This window comes from Streptomyces ovatisporus, assembly GCF_042653885.1.
Taxonomy (GTDB): domain Bacteria; phylum Actinomycetota; class Actinomycetes; order Streptomycetales; family Streptomycetaceae; genus Streptomyces; species Streptomyces ovatisporus.
The window spans coordinates 198,678-217,835 of record NZ_JBHSFH010000003.1; the positions used below are offsets into that span (position 1 = coordinate 198,678).

5 protein-coding genes are annotated in these 19,158 nt (G+C 73.3%); 2 read left to right on the top strand and 3 right to left on the bottom strand.

The features are described 5' to 3' along the window. Positions 1 to 75: 75 nt before the first annotated feature. Positions 76 to 930, top strand: coding sequence for a helix-turn-helix domain-containing protein (locus tag ACFPA8_RS02610; RefSeq protein ID WP_386441596.1), 855 nt, complete (start codon positions 76 to 78; stop codon positions 928 to 930). Further along, the gene (locus ACFPA8_RS02615) at positions 906 to 1,133 is read left to right on the top strand and encodes a DUF397 domain-containing protein (protein WP_386441599.1); all 228 of its coding nucleotides are present in this window, start codon (positions 906 to 908) and stop codon (positions 1,131 to 1,133) included. Before ACFPA8_RS02610 ends, ACFPA8_RS02615 begins: the two co-directional genes overlap by 25 nt. Here the strand turns inward: ACFPA8_RS02615 and ACFPA8_RS02620 are convergent. The 3 genes from ACFPA8_RS02620 to ACFPA8_RS02630 all read right to left on the bottom strand — a co-directional run bounded on the left by ACFPA8_RS02620 (position 1,124) and on the right by ACFPA8_RS02630 (position 19,121). Continuing rightward, positions 1,124 to 10,798, bottom strand: coding sequence for an amino acid adenylation domain-containing protein (locus tag ACFPA8_RS02620; protein WP_386441602.1), 9,675 nt, complete (start codon positions 10,796 to 10,798; stop codon positions 1,124 to 1,126). The genes ACFPA8_RS02615 and ACFPA8_RS02620 overlap by 10 nt on opposite strands. A gap of 135 nt (positions 10,799 to 10,933) precedes the next feature. Continuing rightward, the gene (locus ACFPA8_RS02625; RefSeq protein ID WP_386441605.1) at positions 10,934 to 18,199 is read right to left on the bottom strand and encodes an amino acid adenylation domain-containing protein; all 7,266 of its coding nucleotides are present in this window, start codon (positions 18,197 to 18,199) and stop codon (positions 10,934 to 10,936) included. Then, entirely contained in the window at positions 18,192 to 19,121 is a 930-nt protein-coding gene (locus ACFPA8_RS02630; protein WP_386441607.1) for a 3-hydroxyacyl-CoA dehydrogenase family protein, read from the bottom strand. Before ACFPA8_RS02630 ends, ACFPA8_RS02625 begins: the two co-directional genes overlap by 8 nt. Between the last annotated feature and the right edge of the window lie 37 nt (positions 19,122 to 19,158).

Genomic DNA, 19,158 nt, shown 5'->3' on the forward strand with positions numbered 1-19,158 from the left:
GAGCATGGAGGCGTGACGCTACGATCACCAGGGGTAACGGTTTTCGCGGCACCGGAACGAAAACGGGGGTCCACCATGCCCGCACCCAAGGAGCTCGACCCTTCCGCGTCCCTCGCCGCGCTGTACGGGGCGAAGCTGCGAAAGCTGCGCACCCGGGCGGGCTGGACCCAGCGGGAGCTGGGTGACAGGGTGCCCGTCGCTCACAGCCGCATCGCCCAGTTCGAGCTGGGCAACGAGACACCGCCCGAGGACGTGGCCGGCAAGCTGGACGAACTCCTGCGTGCGGACGGGGACTTGACCGACCTGTGGAGACACGTCAGGCGGACGCCCATTCCTGACTGGGCGCGGATGTTCGTCACCTACGAGGCCCGCGCCACAGCCATGCACAAGTACATGGCCCACAGTCTCCCGGGCCTGCTCCAGACCGAGTCCTACGCTCGCGCCGTACTGAGCGTGGGCCAGGTCTACGGCACCGGTACGGCCGTGGAACTGGAGGAGAAGCTGGCAGCCCGCATGGCGCGCCGTACCGTCCTGGACAACTCGACTCCCCCATGGCTGTGGGTCGTTCTCGACGAGGCCGTCCTGCACCGGGTGGTGGGCGGACGGCCGGTGATGAGAGAGCAGCTGGTCCATCTGCTCGACATGGCTGCGCTGCCGCGGCTGACCCTGCAGGTCCTCCCGTACGAACGAGGAGCACACCCGGGAATGGGCGGATCGGTGACGCTCCTCACCCTCCCCGGAAGCGGACAGGTGGTCTACTTGGAAGGCATCAACTCCGGGACCCTGGTGGAGGCACCGGGCGACGTCGAGCAGTACGCCATCGCCTACGACCTTCTGCAGGCCAACGCCCTGCCCCCGGACGAGTCTGCGCATTTCATCCGCGAAGTGATGGAGGACCGGTACCCATGTCCGCCGGGCACCCCGACCTGACCGATGCCATCTGGCGCAAGAGCAGCCGCAGCAACCCATCAGGCGGGGACTGCGTCGAACTCGCCCTGAACGTACGGGACTTCGTGCCCGTCCGGGACAGCAAGGACCCGGCCGCGTCCCTGCTCCTCTTCCCTGCCTCCTCGTGGGTGGCCTTCGTCGACGGTGTGAAGCGGGGCAGGCGGGACGGGAGCCCTCAGACCTGACCACCCGCCCCGGCCGCCTCCGCGACGCCCCCTTCCGCGGCGTCCGCCCCCTTGTCCTGATCCGCGGTCAGGACGTCCGCGACCCGGGCGTCCGGTGAGGCCGTCAGGTCCGCCAGGATGCGCTGAAGGTCCGAGGCGATCTGCTCCGCCTGGCCGCGGTCGAGCACGTCGGGGCGGTAGTCGAAGCGCAACGCGACACCCGCCTCTCCCGCGAAGGCCACGAGCGTCAGGGGGTAGTGCGCGGCGTCGCGGCCCTCGATGCCCTCGATCCGCAGGCCGGGTACGGGCTGTTCGAGGCCGGCCTGGTCCAGGGGGTAGTTCTCGAAGACGACATGGGTGTCGAACAACTCCCGCCGTCCCGCGATGCGTTGAATGTCGCCCAGGCCCATGTGGTGGTGCGGGAGCATGCGGGCCTGGTCCTCCTGGAAACGGGCCAGCATCTCCCGGACGGTCTCGGAACCGTCGATCGTGACCCGCACCGGGACGGTGTTGATGAACAGCCCGATCATCGTTTCCATGCCCGGGACTTCGGGCCTGCGGCCCGAGACGGTCGTGCCGAAGACCACGTCCTCCGTGCCGCACGAGCGGGCGAGCAGCAGCGACCAGGCCGCCAGCAGCACGTTGTTGAGCGTCAGGCCGCCCTGGGACGCGGTGCCGCGCAGCGCGGCCGTCAGTTCGTCGGGGAGGACGATCTGCATCGGCTGCGGCTGCACCGCCCCGACGCTGATGTCTCCGTCGGTCAGCCTCGTCGGTTCGTCGATGCCGCCGAGGGTCTCCCGCCATGCCGTACGGGCCGCCTCTGCGTCCAACTCGGCCAGTACGGCGATGTGTTCGCGGTAGGGCGTGACGGGGGGCAGCTTCGTGGTGTCGCCGCGGGAGTCGTACAGGGCGAAGAACTCCCGCACCAGCAGCGGCATCGACCAGCCGTCGAGCAGCAGATGGTGGTTGGTGAGGACGAGCCTGTGGTCGCCGGGGCCGCAGTCGAACAGGCTGTAGCGCAGCAACGGCGGCCGGTCCAGCGTGAAGCGGGCCCGCAGATCGGCGTGGAGGAGGCGCCGGAAGACCCTTTCACGGCGTCCGGCGGCGACTCCGGTGAGGTCGATCTGCCGCCAGGGCGGTTCGATCGCGCCGGGCAGCACCTGTACGGGGCGGGGCAGGTCCTCGTGCTCGAACGCGGCGGCGAGGTTGGGGTGCCGCTCCAGCAGGGCCCGGGCGGCGGCGCGCAGCGCGACGGTGTCCGGCTTCTCCCCCAGGCGCATCACGACTTGCGCCTGGTAGACGTCCGGGCTGTCCGGTGCGAACAACGAGTGGAAGAGCAGGCCCTGTTGGAGGGAGGTGAGGGGCAGCACATCGGTCAGGCCCGGGTGCTTCTCCTCCAGTCGTTCGACGTCCTCCTGACAGAGGCCGGCCAGCGGCAGATCGGACGGGCTCCGGCCGCCTGCTCCCGGTGACGAGGCGTGTGCCACCAGCGCGTAGAGCGCGCTGAACCACAGGTCCGCCAGCTCGCGCATCTCCGCCGGGCGGAACAGGCCCGCGGCCCAGGACCATTCGGCGCTCAGCTCGGGGCCGTACGGGCCGTCCACGGTCAGCGAGTTGACGTCGATCAGGTGGCCTCCGGGGAGAGCGGCCTCGGCGTGTTCGTCGCCCGCGAGGGCGGCGGTGTCCGCGGTGACGCCCCAGTCGGCCTCCTCGGCGGCGGTCATCCGGCCGAGGTAGTTGAACCCCATCCGGGGAGTGCCGAGTCCGGAGAGTTCAGGACCCGTACGGGGGTCCAGGTAGCGCAGGACGCCGTATCCGACGCCGCGGTCCGGAACCGCGCGCAGACGCTCCTTGACGCGTTTGAGTGCACGGCCGAGGGCGGGGCCCGCCGTCCACACGTCGTTCCACTCGCAGCCGGTGGGCTCGAGGCGTACGGGGAAGACGCTGGTGAACCAGCCGACCGTGCGGGTGAGTTCGACCTCCGGTTCGTCGGGCAGGTCGGGGCGGCCGTGGGATTCGAGGTCCACGAGGACGTCGCCCGGGTCCAGTCCGCGGCGGCGGCGCCACTCCTCCAGAGCGAGGGCGAAGCCGGTCAGCAGGACAGGTTCGACTCCGCAGTGGAAGGCGGCACCGACCTCGGTCAGCAGTTCGCGGGTGCGTTCCGGCGGCATCGTCGTCCGCAGATGTCCGACGCCCGCCGCGACGGTCCCTCCGCCGGAGGTTCCCGCCCTTCCGGGGGCGACCAGGGCGGGGTCCGGGCCGGAGAGCGCCTCGGCCCACAGGCCGCTCTCGTGCTTGCGGGCGCCCGTCTCCCCCTGTTCGGCGAGGAGCCGCGCCCACTGCGGGAACGACGTCTGGGCGGGCGGCAGTTGGGGCCGCTCCCCCGCTGCGACGGCCGCGTAGGCGGTGGCGAGGTCGGGAAGCAGGATGCGCCAGGAGACGCCGTCCACGGCGAAGTGGTGGACGACGAGCACCACACGGCCGTGCCGGTCCGGTCCGCGGTCGACGAGGACGGCCTGCAGCATGCGCCCGGCTCGTGGATCGAGCCTGCGACGAGCCTCCCGCATGGCCTCGCCCAGCGCCTCGGGGAGCACGTCGGGCCGCGCGCCGGTCCCGGACCGGAGACCGGCCGCGTCGTCCGGCGCGGGAACGCGGTGCAGGTGGACGCAGTCCTCCGCACGCACGGCGCCGGGGGCGAGTGTCTCCAGGGTCCAGTCCTCCGCGCCCTCCCGGCCCGCCGCGTCACCCCCGGCGGGCGAGGAGGACGTCCCGAAGCGCAGGCGCAGCGCCGGATGGTGATCGAGCAGGGCCTGCACGGCACCGGCCAGCCGCTCCCGGGTCGCTCCCAGCGGGGCGCGCAGCGTCATGGACTGGCTGAACGCCGTGGTCTCGCCGCCGTGTTCACGCCACCAGTGCATGACGGGCGTCAGCGGCAGCGGCCCGTTCTCCTCGGCCTCGGGCGTCCCCCCGGCGGGGCCGCCGTCGTCCTTCTTCGCGATCTCCTTGGTGACGGTGGCCAGTTCGGCGACCGTGGGGTGGCGGAAGACGTCCCGTACGTTGAGGTGGTATCCGGCGGCACGGGCGCGGCTGACCAGCTGAATGGCGGTGATGCTGTCCCCGCCGAGGTCGAAGAAGGCGTCGGTGACACCGGCGGCGGGCAGTCGGAGCAGGTCGGCGACGATGCCGCACAGCACCTTCTCGCATTCCGTCTCCGGTTCCGCCGCGGCGGTGCTCGGCTCGGCCCGCACCGGTGCGGGCAGCGCGGCCCGGTCGAGTTTGCCGTTGCGCGTCAACGGCAGCCGGTCCAGGACGACATGGGCCGTCGGCACCATGTAGTCGGGCAGCACGGTGGCGGCGTGCTCCCGTGCCGCCTCCCAGTCCACGCTCTCCTCCGCCCCCGGCTTCTCGGGCACCAGGTAGGCGACGAGGCGGCGTTCGCCCGGCTGGTCCTCCCGGGCGACGACGGCGACCTGGCCGGCGCCGCCCCGCCCGGCGAGTGCGGCGGCGACCTCCTCCGTCTCGATGCGGAAACCGCGGAGCTTGACCTGGCCGTCGGCACGGCCCACGAAGCCCAGCTCCCCGCCGGGCAGCCAGCGCACGAGGTCGCCGGTGCGGTACATGCGCGCGCCTGCCGGGCCGAAGGGATCGGCGACGAAGCGTTCGGCGGTGAGGGCGGGCCTGTGGAGATAGCCGCGTGCCACGCCGGCACCCGCGACGTACAACTCGCCCGTCACGCCCGCCGGTACGGGCTGGAGGGCGTCGTCGAGGACGTAGGCGCGCATGCCGTCCAGGGGGCGCCCGATGGGCACGCCGCCGCCGTGGGCCGCGGCGCCGCCCTCTCCGCTCTCGCCGCCGCCCTCGCGCACGTCGCTGTCGGTGACGGCGTGCCGGGTGGCGAACGTCGTGGTCTCGGTCGGTCCGTAGCCGTTGACGACGCGCGTACCGGGGCAGTGCCGGTGCACGGCGCGCACGGCGCGGGGTGAGACGACGTCACCGCCCGTCCAGACCTCTTCGAGAGGGCGGAGCACGGCCGGTTTCTCCTCCGCCACGAGCTGGAAGAGGCCGGCGGTCAGCCAGAGGCTGGTGACGTCCTCGCCCGCGACGAGCTGCTCGAGCGTCTCCACGTCCAGTTCGCCGGGTGGCGCCACGACCACTTCGCCGCCGGTCAGGAGCGGGCCCCAGATCTCGAACGTGGAGGCGTCGAAGGAGTGCGGCGAGTGCAGCAGTGTCCGCCGCGGCGCCCTGTGCCGGCCGTCGCCGTCGAGGGCGAGAGCGACGATGTCGGCGTGGGTGACGGCGACACCCTTGGGGACGCCGGTCGACCCGGAGGTGTACATGACGTAGGCGAGCGCGGCCGGTTCCTTCGGCGTACCGGGAGGCTCCGTCGGGCCGCCGGGTTCCCGGGCCACGCGGACGGCGGCCGCGGTGCCGGTCGCCGTGCCCGTACCGGAATCGGAATCAGAACCGGGACCCGAACCGGAACCGGAGGCTGCGCCGCTCGCCTGGTCGTGGATGCCCACGACACGGGGCGAGCCCGGCCAGCCGCTCCCGTCCTCGCCGCCGTCGGTGTCCGTGACGAGCAGCGGGGCGCGCGACTCCGCCACGACCTGTTCCTGCCGGGCCCGCGGTGCCCGCGGGTCGAGCGGTACGTAGGCGCCGCCCGCCCTGAGGATCGCCAGCAGCGTCACCACGAGAGCGTCCGACCGCTCCAGCAGGACGGCGACGGGGGTCTCGGGACCCACCCCGCAGTCGGCGAGCCTGCCGGCCAGCGCCGCCGAGTGGGCGTCCAACTCGGCGTAGCTGAGCGTGCGTTCGGACGTCCGGACGGCGACGGCGCCGGGTGTGGCGCGTACCTGCTCGGCGAACCGCTCCGGAACCGTGCACGCCGCCGCGGCCGGAAGCGCCGTCCCCGTTCCCCAGCCGGCCAGCAGGCGCCGCCGCTCCGCCCGTCCGAGGATGTCCAGGCCGTTCACCGGCAGATCCGGACGGGCCGACGCCGCCGCCAGCAGCCGCTCGAACCGCTCGCTGAGGGCTTCGGCCGTCGCCCGCTCGAAGAGGGCGCTCCTGTATTCGAGCCGGCCGTCCAGGCCGAGGCAGGCGCCCTCCGGGCCGCGGTGCTCGTACACGCTCAGGCACAGGTCGAACTTGGCGGCGCTGGTGTGCACGGCGCTGACCGTCGTCGAGAGGCCGGGCAGGCCGAGCTGCTGCGGCGGCGCCTGCGTGAGCGTCAGCATCACCTGGAACAGCGGCTGGCCCGGGGCGCTCCGGTCGGGGTTGAGGGCTTCGACGACCAGGTCGAAGGGCACGTCCTGATGCTCGAAGGCCACGAGGTCGGCCTCCCGTACGCGCCCCAGCAGTTCGCGGTACGTGGGCGTCCCCGAGGTGTCGGTGCGCAGCACCACGGTGTTCACGAAGAACCCCACGAGGCCGTCGAGGCGTTCGTCCGTACGGCCCTCGACGGCGCTTCCGACGGGTACGTCCGTGCCCGCTCCCAGCCGCGTCAGCAGCGCGGCGAGTGCGGCGTGCACCGCCATGAACAGGCTTGCCTGCTCCGAGGCGGCCAACTCGGCCAGCCGGGCGTGCACTTGGGCGGGCACGCGGAAGCCGACACTGTCTCCGGCGCTGCTCGACTCCTCCGGTTCCTCCTGGCTGGGCGCGCGGTCGGCGGGCAGCGGTATGCGCTGCGGCAGGTCTTCGAGCGCCCGGGTCCAGTGGCCGAGACCCTCGCTCGTCAGGGCCGTCGGCTCGTCGCCGGTGCCCAGCAGCCCGCGCTGCCACAGCGCGTAGTCGGCGTACTGGACGGGCAGCGGCCGCCAGCGCGGCGAGGCGCCCCGGCAACGGGCGGTGTAGGCCGTCGCGAGATCGCTCAGCAGCGGGGTGAGGGAGGCGGCGTCGCAGGCGATGTGGTGGAGCAGGAGCAGCAGGGCGTGTTCGCCCGGACCGCAGGTGAACAGCTGGGCGCGCAGCGGCGGTTCGGACTCCAGCCGGAACGCGTGGCGGGCCGCCGCGGCGAGGGCGTCCTCCAGTCCGGCGGGGTCGGTCCGTACGTCCGGGAGCCAGGGGCTCGCCGCTCCGGGGGCGAGCACCGACTGCTCGGCGTGGCCGCCGCGTTCGGTCACGACCGTACGCAGCGGCTCGTGCCGTCCGGTGACGTCGTGGAGGGCGGCGTGCAGGGCGTCCCTGTCGAGGTCGCCGGTCATCCGCAGCACCAGCGGCACGTTGTACGTGGCGTCGGGGCCGGTGAGCGACTGCTGGAACCACAGGCGGCGCTGGGCGTGGGAGAGCGGCACGCTCTCCGGCCGGACGGCCGGCGGCGACAGGGACGGGGACGGCCGGCGGGCCGGGGCGCCGGCGGCGTCACGGAGGGTCCGCACCCGGGCGGCGAGTGCCGCCACGGTCGGATACTCGAAGACGTCCCGCACGTCGATGCCGGCGTGCAGTTCGCTGCGCACCCTGCTGACGAGCCTGGTCGCACGCAGACTGTCGCCGCCGAGGTCGAAGAAGCCGTCCGCGGGACCTGCCTGCGGCACGTCGAGCAACTCGCAGTAGAGCGCGGCGAGTTGCCGCTCCTCGGGTGAGTGGAGCTGCTGGTCGCCGCCGGCGGCGCGCCGTGCCGTGCGGGCCGCGGACGCCGGGGACGGCAGTGCCGCGCGGTCGAGCTTTCCGTTGGCGGTCAGCGGCAGCGTCGCCAGGGGCACGAAGACGGCGGGCACCAGATGTCCGGGGAGCTTCGCCAGCAGACGGTCGCGCAAGTCCGCGCCGAACGGGGCGTCTTCGCCCCGCTGCGGGCCGGAAGCCGCGGTTTCGGAGCCGCCGGAGGACTCGCTCCCGCCGCCTCCTGCCGGGACCACGTACGCCACGAGCCGGGCGTCGCCCGTGCCGTCCCCGTCCGCGACGGCGGTCACCACGGCTTGTGCGACATCCGGGGCCCGCACGAGGGCGGCCTCGATCTCACCGGGTTCGATGCGGAAACCCCGGACCTTGAGCTGGTCGTCGGCCCTGCCCGCGTACTCGAGCCCCCCGTCGGCCCGCCACCTGACCAGGTCGCCCGAACGGTAGAGCCGTGAACCGGGCGGGCCGAACGGGTCCGCCACGAAGCGGGACGCGGTCAGCGCCGCACGGCCCAGATAGCCGCGCGCCACCCCGGGGCCTGCGACGTACAACTCCCCCGTCGTGCCCGGCGGTACGGGACGCAGACGGCTGTCGAGCACGTGGAACCGGGCACCCGGTATCGCCTGTCCGACGGGGCTGCCGTGCTCGGCGAGGTGGGCTTCGGTCAGGTCGATACGGCTGGCGTGCACGGTGGTCTCGGTGATGCCGTACATGTTGACCAGTACGGGAGAGTCGGGCCCGTGCCGGTCGCGCCAGGAGCGCAACCGGTGCGGTCGCAGCGCCTCACCGCCGAAGACGACGTAGCGCAGGGCCAGTCGGCGTTCCGGGCCGGTGGGGTCGTCGTCGCCGCCTCGGGAGGCGACGGTGGCCCCGGGTGCGGCGGCCTCGGCGTCCGCCGCGTCCAGCGCGCGGAACGCGGACGGCGTCTGGTTCAGTACGGTCACGCCCTCGCGGCGCAGCAGCGCGTGGAACTCCCTCGGGGAGCGGCTCACTTCGTGGTCCACGACGACCAGCCGTCCGCCGTGCGCGAGTGCGCCCCACATCTCCCAGACGGAGAAGTCGAAGGCGCAGGAGTGGAACATCGTCCACACGTCGTCCGGGCCGAACCCGAACGGCGCGGCGGCCTCTTCCAGGAGCGCGACGATGCTGCTGTGCGGCACCACCACACCCTTGGGGCGGCCGGTGGAGCCGGACGTGTAGATGACGTAGGCGGCGTGCTCCGGCCGCAGCGGTGCGAGCCGGTCCGAGTCCGTCACGCCGTCCGGCGCCGACTCCGCCGACTCGTCCAGGAGTTGCCGCAGAACGTCGGGTGTGACGGTGAGCAGCGGTCGCGCGTCGTCCTGGATCATGGCGATGCGCTCGGCCGGCCAGCGCGGGTCCAGAGGCAGGTAGGCGGCCCCGGTCTTGGTCACGGCGTAAATCGCCGTGACCAGGTCCGGATCGCGCGGCAGCAGCAGGGCGACCGTCCGCTCGGGTCCTGCACCGCGCTCCACCAGCGCTCTGGCGAGCCGGTTGGCGCGGGCGTCGAGTTCGCCGTAGGTGAGGCGGCTCCCGGTGTCCTCGTCCAGGCCGGTGCCGGAACTGACCGCCGTGGCACGGGGATTGCGCTCCGCCCAGCGCTCGGCCAGCTCGGGCAGGGTCTTCGCGGAAGCGGGGCGCGTCCGCGCGGGGCCGGGCACCAGCAGCCTGCGCTCACCTGCCGTGAGGGCGTCCAGCTGCCCGGCCGGGCGGGCCGGGTCAGCGGCCAGCTGCCGGAGCAGCCCCGCGAACCGGCGTGCCTCGGCGGCGGCTTGAGTGCCCGTGAACCTGGCGGGATCGGCGTCCACGTCGACGCGCAGCCCGTCGCGTTCCGCGTCCCGGTAGACGGTGACGGACAGGTCCTCGACAGGGCCGATCGCGACGTTGCGCATCACCATCGGCCGGCCCGCGAAGAGCTGCCCGTAGTCGAAGGGGAGCACGTTCACCGCGAGGCCGAACAGCCGTCCCGTCCCGCCCGTGAGACCGAGATCGTGGCGCAGGTCCTCGTACCGGTAACGCTGGTGAGCGAGGACGGCGCTCATCTCGGCGCCGACGGTGCGCACCAGCTCCGAGGCGGGCCGGTCCAGGGCGACGGGAACCCTCAGCGGCACCACGTTGGAGGCCATGCCCGGAACGGAACGCAGAGCCGGGTCCACACGCGCCGCGACGGGGAGGCCCAGCATCACCTCTCCGGGCGCGTGGGGGCCCGTACGGGCGTGGACGTGCAGCGCCGCGGCCGTCAGGACCAGCGCGGGCCAGCGCACTCCGAGCCGGCCGGCCTGCTCGCGCACCGCCCGGCGCACCTCGGCGGGGAGCACCGCGCTGCGGCGCACCGCCATCCCGGACGCCTCGGCGCCCGCCACCGCACCGCCGCCGGCCCACGAAAGGTCCGCGGCCTCGGGCCGGTCGGCCGTCCTGCGCAGCCAGAAGTCGCGGTCCGCGCCGAACTCCGGTGCGGAGCGGTAGGCGTCCTCCTCTTCGAGCAGCGTGCTCAGCGGCCCGAACTGCCCCTCGGGCAGCGGCTCTTCCGCTTCCAGGGCGGCGTACACCTCCCCCAGACGACGGGCGAAGAGGGAGGAGCTGTAGCCGTCCAGGACGAGGTGGTGAGCCCCCAGGTACCAGCACGTACGCGCCTCGCCGAGCTGGAGCAGCCCGCCGCGCAGCAGGGGCCCTCGGGCGAGGTCGAACGGGCGCGCCAGATCGGTGCGCATCCAGGCCGTGGCCGCCCGCTGCGGATGACGTTCACGGGTGAGGTCGACGAAGGGGACGTCCGGGCAGGTCCCGCTCGGCGGGCGGACGTGCTGGCGTGGCTCTCCGTCGTCGCCGACCGTGAACTCCGCCCGCAGCGCCTCCGATTCGGCGGCGACCTGCCGGAAGGCCGTACGGAAGGTCTCCGGGTCGAGCCGTCCGGACACCTCGACGCTGATCCCCACGTGGTAGCGGGACGAACGCGGCGCGAGTGCCTGGCCCAGCCACATGCCGGACTGGGCCGTGGAGAGGGCGAACGGTCCGTCCTGCCCCTCACCTGCGCCGCCCTCCTGGGAGGGCTCCCTCATGCTCGCTCCGATCCGTTCCACATCTCCGCCCGCCCGTACGGGAGTTGCCCTCTGCGCACCCGCCGCCCGCTGCCGCACCGCAGGACGCCGTGGCGTCACCGGTGCGGCAGCGGGGCGGTGCTCATCCGTCTCCGCTCATGCGCCGGGCTCCGGCCTCGTCGGGTCCTCCTGGAGGCGCGGCAGGAGCACGCGGCCGATGCCGCCCAGCGCGTCCGGACGTCCCATCTGGCCGTGCGAGTACTCCACGGACCGCACCTCCGGCTTGCCTCCGTCCAGATGCGGCAGCCACAGCTCGGCCGCGAGCTGGGGGTCCGTCTCCCGGGCGGCGAACACCAGCACGTCACCGGCGAACCGGCCCGGCTCGTGGGCTCGCGAGAGAGTGCCGTTGTTGAGGAAGATCCGGCAGATCGCCGCGACCCTCGCCTCGTCGAACGTGGCCAGCAGGCCCGTACGGTCCCGGGCGATCTCCAGGAACCGCGGATAGGTGAGCGTCTCGCCCTCCCAGCCCGCCGGGTCGTAACCGAAGAACTCCAGGACCAGGCCGAGGACGACTCCGACGCCGCCGTCGGCAGGGGTCTCGGCCGGTTCGGCCGGCTCGACGTCCCCTCCTGCCGGCCGATCCGCCGCGCCGCCCTGCCCGGCCCCGGCGGGGAAGGCGTCGAGCACCGAGAGCAGGCCGACCGTCTCACCGCTCGCCTGAAGCTGGACGCCCATCTCGTGCGCCACGAGCCCGCCGAAGGACCACCCCAGGAGGTGGTACGGCCCGGAGGGCTGTACCTGGCGCACCTGCCGCAGGTAGTCCGCCGCCATCTCCTTCACCGACGCGGGCAGCACCTCGCTGCCGTCCAGGCCGCGCGCCTGAAGTCCGTACACGGGCTGCTCAGGGCCGAGTTGCGTCGTCAGCCCCGCGTAGGACCAGCTGATGCCCGCGGCCGGGTGGACGCAGAACAGCGGGGGCCGGCTGCCCGTCTCGCGCAGCGGCAGCAGCACGCCGATGCCTCCGGCGCCCTGCTCGCCGCTGCCCGCCGGAGCCGTCGCGGCGGCGGCACCCGTGCCGGCGCCCGCCGCCGCCTCCGCGGAGCTCCTGCCGCTGTCCTCGCCGCTCTCGACTGCGGCGACGCTCCTCGCCGGGTCGTTGGCCGTCGTCGTCAGCAGCGCCTGGAAACGCGTGGAGAGGCTCTCGACGAACTCGCGGTCCAGCAGGTGCGGACGGTAGTCCAGCCTGAGGAAGAGGCGTTCGCCGCGTGCGGAGACGATCAGCCCCAGCGGGTAGTGCGGTGCGTCGTCGCCGCTCGCGCCCTTCAGGGCGAGACCGGGGGCGGGCTCGTCCATGACGCCGTCGATCGGATAGTTCTCGAAGGCCATCACGGTGTCGAACATGTCGCCCATGTCCGTGATCCGGCGAATCTCGCCGAGCCCGATGTGGTGGTAGGGCATCAGTGAGGTCTGCGCCTGCTGGAGCCGTACGAGAAGCGAGCCCAGCGACTCGTCCGGGTCCAGGCGCACCCGGGTCGGGACGGTGTTGATGAAGAGTCCCACCATCGACTCCACGCCCGGAAGGTCGGCGGGGCGACCGGAGACGACCGACCCGAAGACCACGTCGTCCTGACCCGTGGAGAGGCCCAGCAGTACGCCCCAGCAGGCCTGGAGGACGGTGTTCAGCGTGACGCCGTGCCGGCGCGCCATCTCCACCAGCGCCGTCGTGGTCTCCTCGCTGAGCTCGACGGCGACGTGCTCCGGCGGCTTCGGCACGCGGTCGCCCTCGTCGGGCGCGAGACGCGTCGTGGAGTCGAGGCCGGCCAGCGCCTCCCGCCACGCGGCCTCCGCGGCTTCGGCGTCGACTCCTTCCAGCCAGGACAGGTAGTCGCGGAACGGGGTGACGGCGGGCAGCCCGGAAGCCGCCTTCTCCCCGGTGATCTCCCCCTCGCCGCCGCCTTCGCGGTACAGCGCGAAGAGTTCGCGTACGAGAATGGGCAACGACCAGCCGTCCAGCAGGATGTGATGGGTGGTCATGACGAGCCGGTAGCGGTTCTCCCCGGTCGTCATGAGCATCATCCGCACCATCGGCGGCCGGGACGGGTCGAACGGCCTGCCCCGCTCGCTCCGCATGAGCCGGACCATCTCCTGCTCGCGCTGCTCCTCGGTCAGCCACCTCAGGTTCTCCTCGCGCCACGGCAGCCGGGCGTCGCCGCACACGACCTGTACGGGCTGGCGCATGCCGTCGTGGACGAACGCCGCGCGCAGGTTGCCGTGCCGGTCGAGGAGCGCCTGCCCTGCCTGCCGCATACGCTCCGGGTCGAGCGCGCCCTCCAGATCGAGCGCCAGCTGCACCGTGTAGAGGTTGTGGCGGGCCTCGTCGCCCCCCTCCCCGTCGTCGTCGGCGAGCGCGCCGAGCAGCACGTGGTAGAGCATGCCCTGCTGGAGCGGCGAGAGGGGAAGGATCTCCTCCAGATGCGGGTGTGCCTCCTCCAGCGTCTCGATCTCGCCCTGGTCGAGGGAGACAAGCGGGAAGTCGGACGGTGTACGGCCGCCCGCCCCGGGCTGCGTCGCGTACTCGGCGAGGGAGTCGAGGATCTCGAACCAGGCGTCCGCCACGTCCTTGACGGTCTTCTCGTCGACGACGCCCTCCGGCCACACGAAGGAGACGGCCAGCTCGGTACCGTCCTCGGCGTCCTGCGTGAGGGCGTTGATGGAGAGCGGGTGGGTGAGCGGCATGTCCGCGTCGGCGCCCGCGGTCATCGCCGTCTCGGGAGCCGGTGCCCAGTCGCGTTCACCGGCTGCCGCGGGCAGCAGGAAACGGCCGAAGTAGTTGAAGCCGATGTGCCGCGGCGGGGCGGAGGCCAGGGACAGCGACGTCTCGGGGTTGAGGTAGCGGAGCAGGCCGAAGCCGATGCCCTTGTCGGGGATCGTCCGCAGCTGTTCCTTCACCCGGCGCAGCGCCCGGCCCAGCTCCGGTCCCGCGCCGCGGCCCTCGGCGGCCTCCTCGCCCGGTGCCAGCCGCACGGGGTACATGCTGGTGAACCAGCCGACGGTCCGGGAGAGATCGGCGCCGGGGACGACCGGCTCACGGCCGTGCCCCTCGACGTCGATCAGCACGTCTCCTTCGGTGCCCCCGGTTCCCACGCAGCGGCGCACGGCGAGGGCCAGCGCGGTGAGCAGGACGTCGTTGATCTCGCAGTGGAAGGCCGCCGGAATGGTGGTGAAGAGGTGCCGGGCACGCTCCGCGCCGTAGGTCAGCAGGTGGGACCGCGCCCGTCCGGTGGTGTCGCGTGCCGGGTCGAGCGGACGGCTCGCCAGCTGGGGTCCGGGAGTCGCGAGCATGTCCGACCACAGCGGCAGTTCGGCCAGCCGCTTCTCCTCCCGCGCCTGGGCGGACAGCGCCCTGCTCCAGTGCCGCAACGGTGTCTCCACCGGCTGGAGTTGCGGTGTCCTTCCGGCTTCCAGGGCCTCGTAGGCGGCGGCCAGGTCGGGCACGATGATGCGCCACGACACGCCGTCCACGGACAGATGGTGGCCCATGAACATCAGGCGGCCGGGCTCGTCCTGACCGGCGTCGAACCACAGGACGCGCACCATCCTGCCCGCCTGCACGTCCAGTTCGGCCTTCGCCCTGGCGGCTTCACGGCCGATGACCTCCGCGAAGTCACCGTTCAGCCCGGTGACGTCGATACGGCGGACGGACGAGGACGCGGGAACCGACTTCTGCGGACGCACCGTCAGCTTCCAGTCCTTCGCGGACATCTGGAGGCGCAGCCGCAGCGCGTCGTGGTGGTCGAAGAGGGTCTGCACGGCCTTCGTGAGCACGTCCTGACGGAGCCCGCCGGGCACCTGCAGCAGCACGGCCTGGTGGAACCCGTCGACAGGGCCGTCGAGTTCGCGCAGCCAGTGGACGATGGGGGTGAGCGGCACCTCTCCGACACCGGACTCGGTGTCTCCCGTTGCGGCCCGGGTCGTCTCCCGCGCCACCGAGGCCAGCGCCCGGACGGTCTTGTGCTCGAAGACGTCCTGCGGGGTGAGGACCAGACCGGCCTTGCGGAGCTGGCTCACGAGCTGGATCGAGACGATGCTGTCGCCGCCCAGGTCGAAGAAGCTGTCCTCCGGGGCGACTTGGGGCAGCCGCAGCACCGAGGCGAAGACCTCGGCGACGATCTCCTCGCGGGACTTCTCCGGTTCCCGGCCCTCCTCCTCGGCGGGGGGCGGCGCCGACTCGGCGGCAGACGCCTGCTCCTGCGGCTCCGACGCGGGGGCGGGCCCGGGGGCGGGCCGATCCGCGGCAGGCTCCGGCTCGGGGGCGGCGGCGGGCCGCTCCGCGGCGGGCTCCCCGGGCGCCGGGGAGGCCGACTGAGGCGCCGGCGCCTCCTCGGGCGTCGCGGCGGGCTTCTCCGGCGCTGCGGCGGAGGGCGGGGCCGTACGGGCGGCCGGGCCGGGGTCCGGCAGGGACTCGCGGTCGAGCTTGCCGCTCGGTGTACGCGGCAGCTCCTCCATCAACGTCACCGCGGCCGGGACGAGATACGCCGGCAGCCGCTCGGCCAGCCACTCACGCAGGGCCTCGGGCTCCACCCGCGCCGCCTCGCCGCCCTGTGCGGGCACCACGTAGGCGGCGAGCCTCGCGTCTCCCCGGGTGTCCTTGCGCACCGCGCAGACCGCGCCCGCCACGCCCTCGTGGCGGGCGAGCACGGACTCCACCTCGCCCAGCTCGATCCGGAAACCACGGAACTTGACCTGCCCGTCGATACGGCCGAGGAAGTCGAGCTGCCCGTCGTCCAGCCAGCGCACGAGGTCGCCGGTGCGGTACATGCGCTCGCCCGGCGCGCCGAACGGGTCGGCCACGAAACGGTCCGCGCTCAGTCCCGGGCGCCGCAGGTAGCCGCGGGCCAGCCCGGATCCGGCGAGGTAGAGCTCACCGGGCCGTCCCGGCTCGACCGGCTGGAGCGCACCATCGAGGACATAGGTGCGCACGTGGCCCAGGGGACGCCCGATCGGCGGCGCGGCTGTCCGGGACGCGTCCCCGGTGCCGGAGCCGTCCGCACCGCTGTCCGCGGTTCCGTCCGTCCAGGCGGTCGCGTAGACGGTGGCCTCGGTGGGCCCGTAGACGTTCATCAGTTTCGTGCCGGGCATGGTGGTGCGCACCCGCTCGGCGAGCGAGGCCGGGAGCGCTTCGCCCGCCATGGACAGCGTCGTTGCCGACAGTTCGAGGCCGCCGTACTCGGTGAGCTTCGCCAGCACGGACGGAATCGCGCACACCAGTCCGCCCGACCAGCGCGGCGGGTCGCCGTCCAGCAGCGACAGCAGGTCGCGTACGACCTCCACGCGTCCGCCGCCCGCGAGCGCCGGGAAGATCTCGGCGACGGAGACGTCGAAGCTGAAGGAGGTCGCCGCGAGGGTGTGGGAGAGCGTCTCGGTCCCGAACTCCTCGCGTGCCCAGGCGATCAGGGCGACGACGTTGCGGTGCGGTACGACGACGCCCTTCGGGGTCCCGCTCGATCCCGAGGTGTAGATGACGTACGCCGGGTGGGAGGGCGACAGCGGTGCGGTGCGGTCCGCGTCGGTGAGGGGGGCGGCCGAGCGGCGGCCCAGCTCCTCCACCGTCTCCGGCTCGTCCAGGACGAGGGCGGACGCCCCTGCGGCGTGCCGGCGCTCGGCGGCGGCCGGGTACCGTTCCGCTCCGGCCGAATCCGTCACCACGCAGCACGGGCGGGCGTCGCGGATCATGAAGGCGAGTCGCTCCGCCGGGTACGTCGGGTCGAGCGGCAGGTACGCGGCGCCGGCCTTGAGCACGGCGAGCATCGCGACGACCGTCTCCGCCGACCGGCCCAGCATCAGGCCGACAATGCGTTCCGGCCCCGCACCCCGCTCGATGAGCAGTCGTGCCAACCGGCTGGCCCGCTCGTCCAGTTGACGGTACGTCAGGCTCTGCGCGGCGTCGGTGACGGCGACCGCGTCGCGGTGCCGCCCGGCGGAGGCGTCCAGGAGTTCGGGGAGGGTACGGGCCGGAAGCGCCGGCTCGCCGGAGCCGCGGGCCCAGGACAGGACGGTCTCGCGCTCGTAGTCGCCCAGCAGCGCGAGAGCGCCGACCGGACTGTCCGGAGCGGTGACGGCGCCGTCGAGCAGGCGCCTGAACCGTTCGCTGTGCGCGTCGAGTTGGTTCTCCGTGTAGCGGTCGGCGGCTCCGGTGAACTCGACGCGCAGTGTGCCGTCCCCCGGGTCCTCGTCGACGACGATGCGCAGGTCCTCCGCCTCGCCGGCGCCGATGCGGCGGACGGTGGCCCCCAGGTCGCCGAAGCGGACGGCGTGCACGGCGGTCCGTACGTCGACGACGGGCCCGTACAACTGCGCCCCCTCACCGGTGACGCCCAGCTCCGCGCACAACTCGGCGTGCCGGAATCGCTGATGGCGCCGCGCCCTGCGGCTCTCCAGCGCCACCTGCCGCGCGAGGCGCACGAAGCCGGTGCCCGGGCGTACGGTCACCCGCAGCGCGGCCACGTCCCCGGCCGAGCCCGGCACGCGCCGGGCCGCGCGGCTCAGGCGGCCGTCGACGGGCAGGCCCAGCACGACGTCGGTGCCGCCCGTCATGCGGTGCACGTAGGCGGCGGCAGCGGCCAGCAGCACCGCGGCGGGGTCGGTTCCGGTGCGCCGCGTGGCGGCACGCACGCGGCTGCTCGCCTCGGAGCTCAGCACGGCCGTCCTCGAACGCACGGCGGGCGCACCCGCGGCGGCCCCGTCCGCCGCGGCGGAGGCGAGCGACAGCGGCTCGGGGCGGCCGATGGTGCGCTTCAGCCAGAACTCCCGGTCCTCGGCGTGCTGTGGGGACGAGCGGTACTCGGACTGCTCGGACTCCAGCTGTGAGAGCGGCACCAGCCCGCCCTCCTCCGGCGCCCACCCCTCCGTGCGCGCGGTGTAGACCTCGGCGACGCGGCGGGTGACGAGGGCGCAGCCGAAGCCGTCCACCACCGCGAGATGGTGGCGGTGGAACCAGCGGAAGCGCTCGGCGGAGAGGCGGATCAGGGCCTGGGAGGACAGTTCCGCCGTCAACGGCTTGGCCAGCTCGGCCCGTTCCCACTCCTCGGCGGCGGCCACCGGGTCGCTCTCGCCGCTGAGGTCGATCTTCGCGAGGGTGAAGGTCCCGTAGGGCTCCAGCTGCGGTACGCCGTCCGCCGGCTCCTGCTGCCCGGCGGAGCCGCCGGCGAGGCGCAGGCGCAGCGCCTCGCTCTCACCGGTGACCTGGCGTACGGCTTCCTCGAAGTGTGCCGTGTCCAACGCGCCGTGTATCTGGACGACTTCGGTCACCTGCGGTTGCGGCGCCCCGGAGTCCGTGCCCGGCTGCGCACCGGACCGTGTCCGGCGCCAGACCTCCCGGCCCGCGGCGGACATCGGGATACGCGCAGTGTGGTGGTCAGCCATGACTGGTCTCTCCCCGTGTGACGAGCGGGCTCTTCGGATAGGTGTGGAAGCCCCTGCCGGCCTTGCGGCCGACGCTGCCCTCGGCGACGAGTTCAGCGAGAAGGGCGCACGGCCGGAAGCGTTCGTCCCCGGTGTGCTCGCGGAGGACGTCGAGGGTGTCGACGATCGTGTCGAGTCCGATGAGGTCCCCGGTGCGCAGCGGCCCCATCGGGTGGCCGAAGCACTCCTGGAAGACGCGGTCCACGGTCTCCGCGTCGGCGGTGCCCTGCTGAAGGACGGCCGCCGCCTCGTTGACGGTGAGCATCAGGACGCGGTTGGTCACGAAGCCGGGACCGTCCCCGACGACGATCGGCTTCTTGCCGATGCGTGCCAGGAAGCCCAGCGTGAGCGCGAGGGTGTCCTCGCTGGTGTGCGGTGAACGCACCACCTCCACCGCGTCCTTGAGCGGTGCGGGGTTCATGAAGTGCGTACCGACGACACGGTCGGGACGCCGGGTGAACGACCCGAGTCGCTCGATGGGGATGGCCGAGGTGCAGGAGGCGAAGACCGTCCGCGGGCCGCATGTCTCGTCGAGCCCCCGGAGGATCTTCTCCTTCACCGGCACCTGTTCGCGTGCGCACTCGACCACGAACGCGGCATCGGCCAGGCCGGTCAGCTCCTCCGTGAACCGCACGAGTCCGGCCGGGTCGGCGGGGGACGCCCCCGTGCCGTCGCCGTCCGGCTGTCTCCCGCGCAGCAGGCTCTTCAGCCGCAGCCCGGCGCGCAGCCTGGCCGCCCCGTCCCTCCGTGCCTCCGCATCGGGGTCGACGACCACGACGGAGTGACCGGCCTGTGCGAAGCACTGGGCCACGCCGGCCCCCATGGTGCCGGCGCCGACGACGCCCACCGGCGCGGCCGGCTCGATGTCCTTGCGTTCGCCCACGTTCGCGGGCCCCTTTCGATTTCCGTGTCTCTCAGGT

Bases quoted from the DNA above. Each gene is read 5' to 3' on its own strand.
- ACFPA8_RS02610 (WP_386441596.1), top strand. From the start codon at position 76: ATGCCCGCACCCAAGGAGCTCGACCCTTCCGCGTCCCTCGCCGCGCTG.
- ACFPA8_RS02615 (WP_386441599.1), top strand. From the start codon at position 906: ATGTCCGCCGGGCACCCCGACCTGACCGATGCCATCTGGCGCAAGAGC.
- ACFPA8_RS02620 (WP_386441602.1), bottom strand. From the start codon at position 10,798: ATGAGGGAGCCCTCCCAGGAGGGCGGCGCAGGTGAGGGGCAGGACGGA.
- ACFPA8_RS02625 (WP_386441605.1), bottom strand. From the start codon at position 18,199: ATGGCTGACCACCACACTGCGCGTATCCCGATGTCCGCCGCGGGCCGG.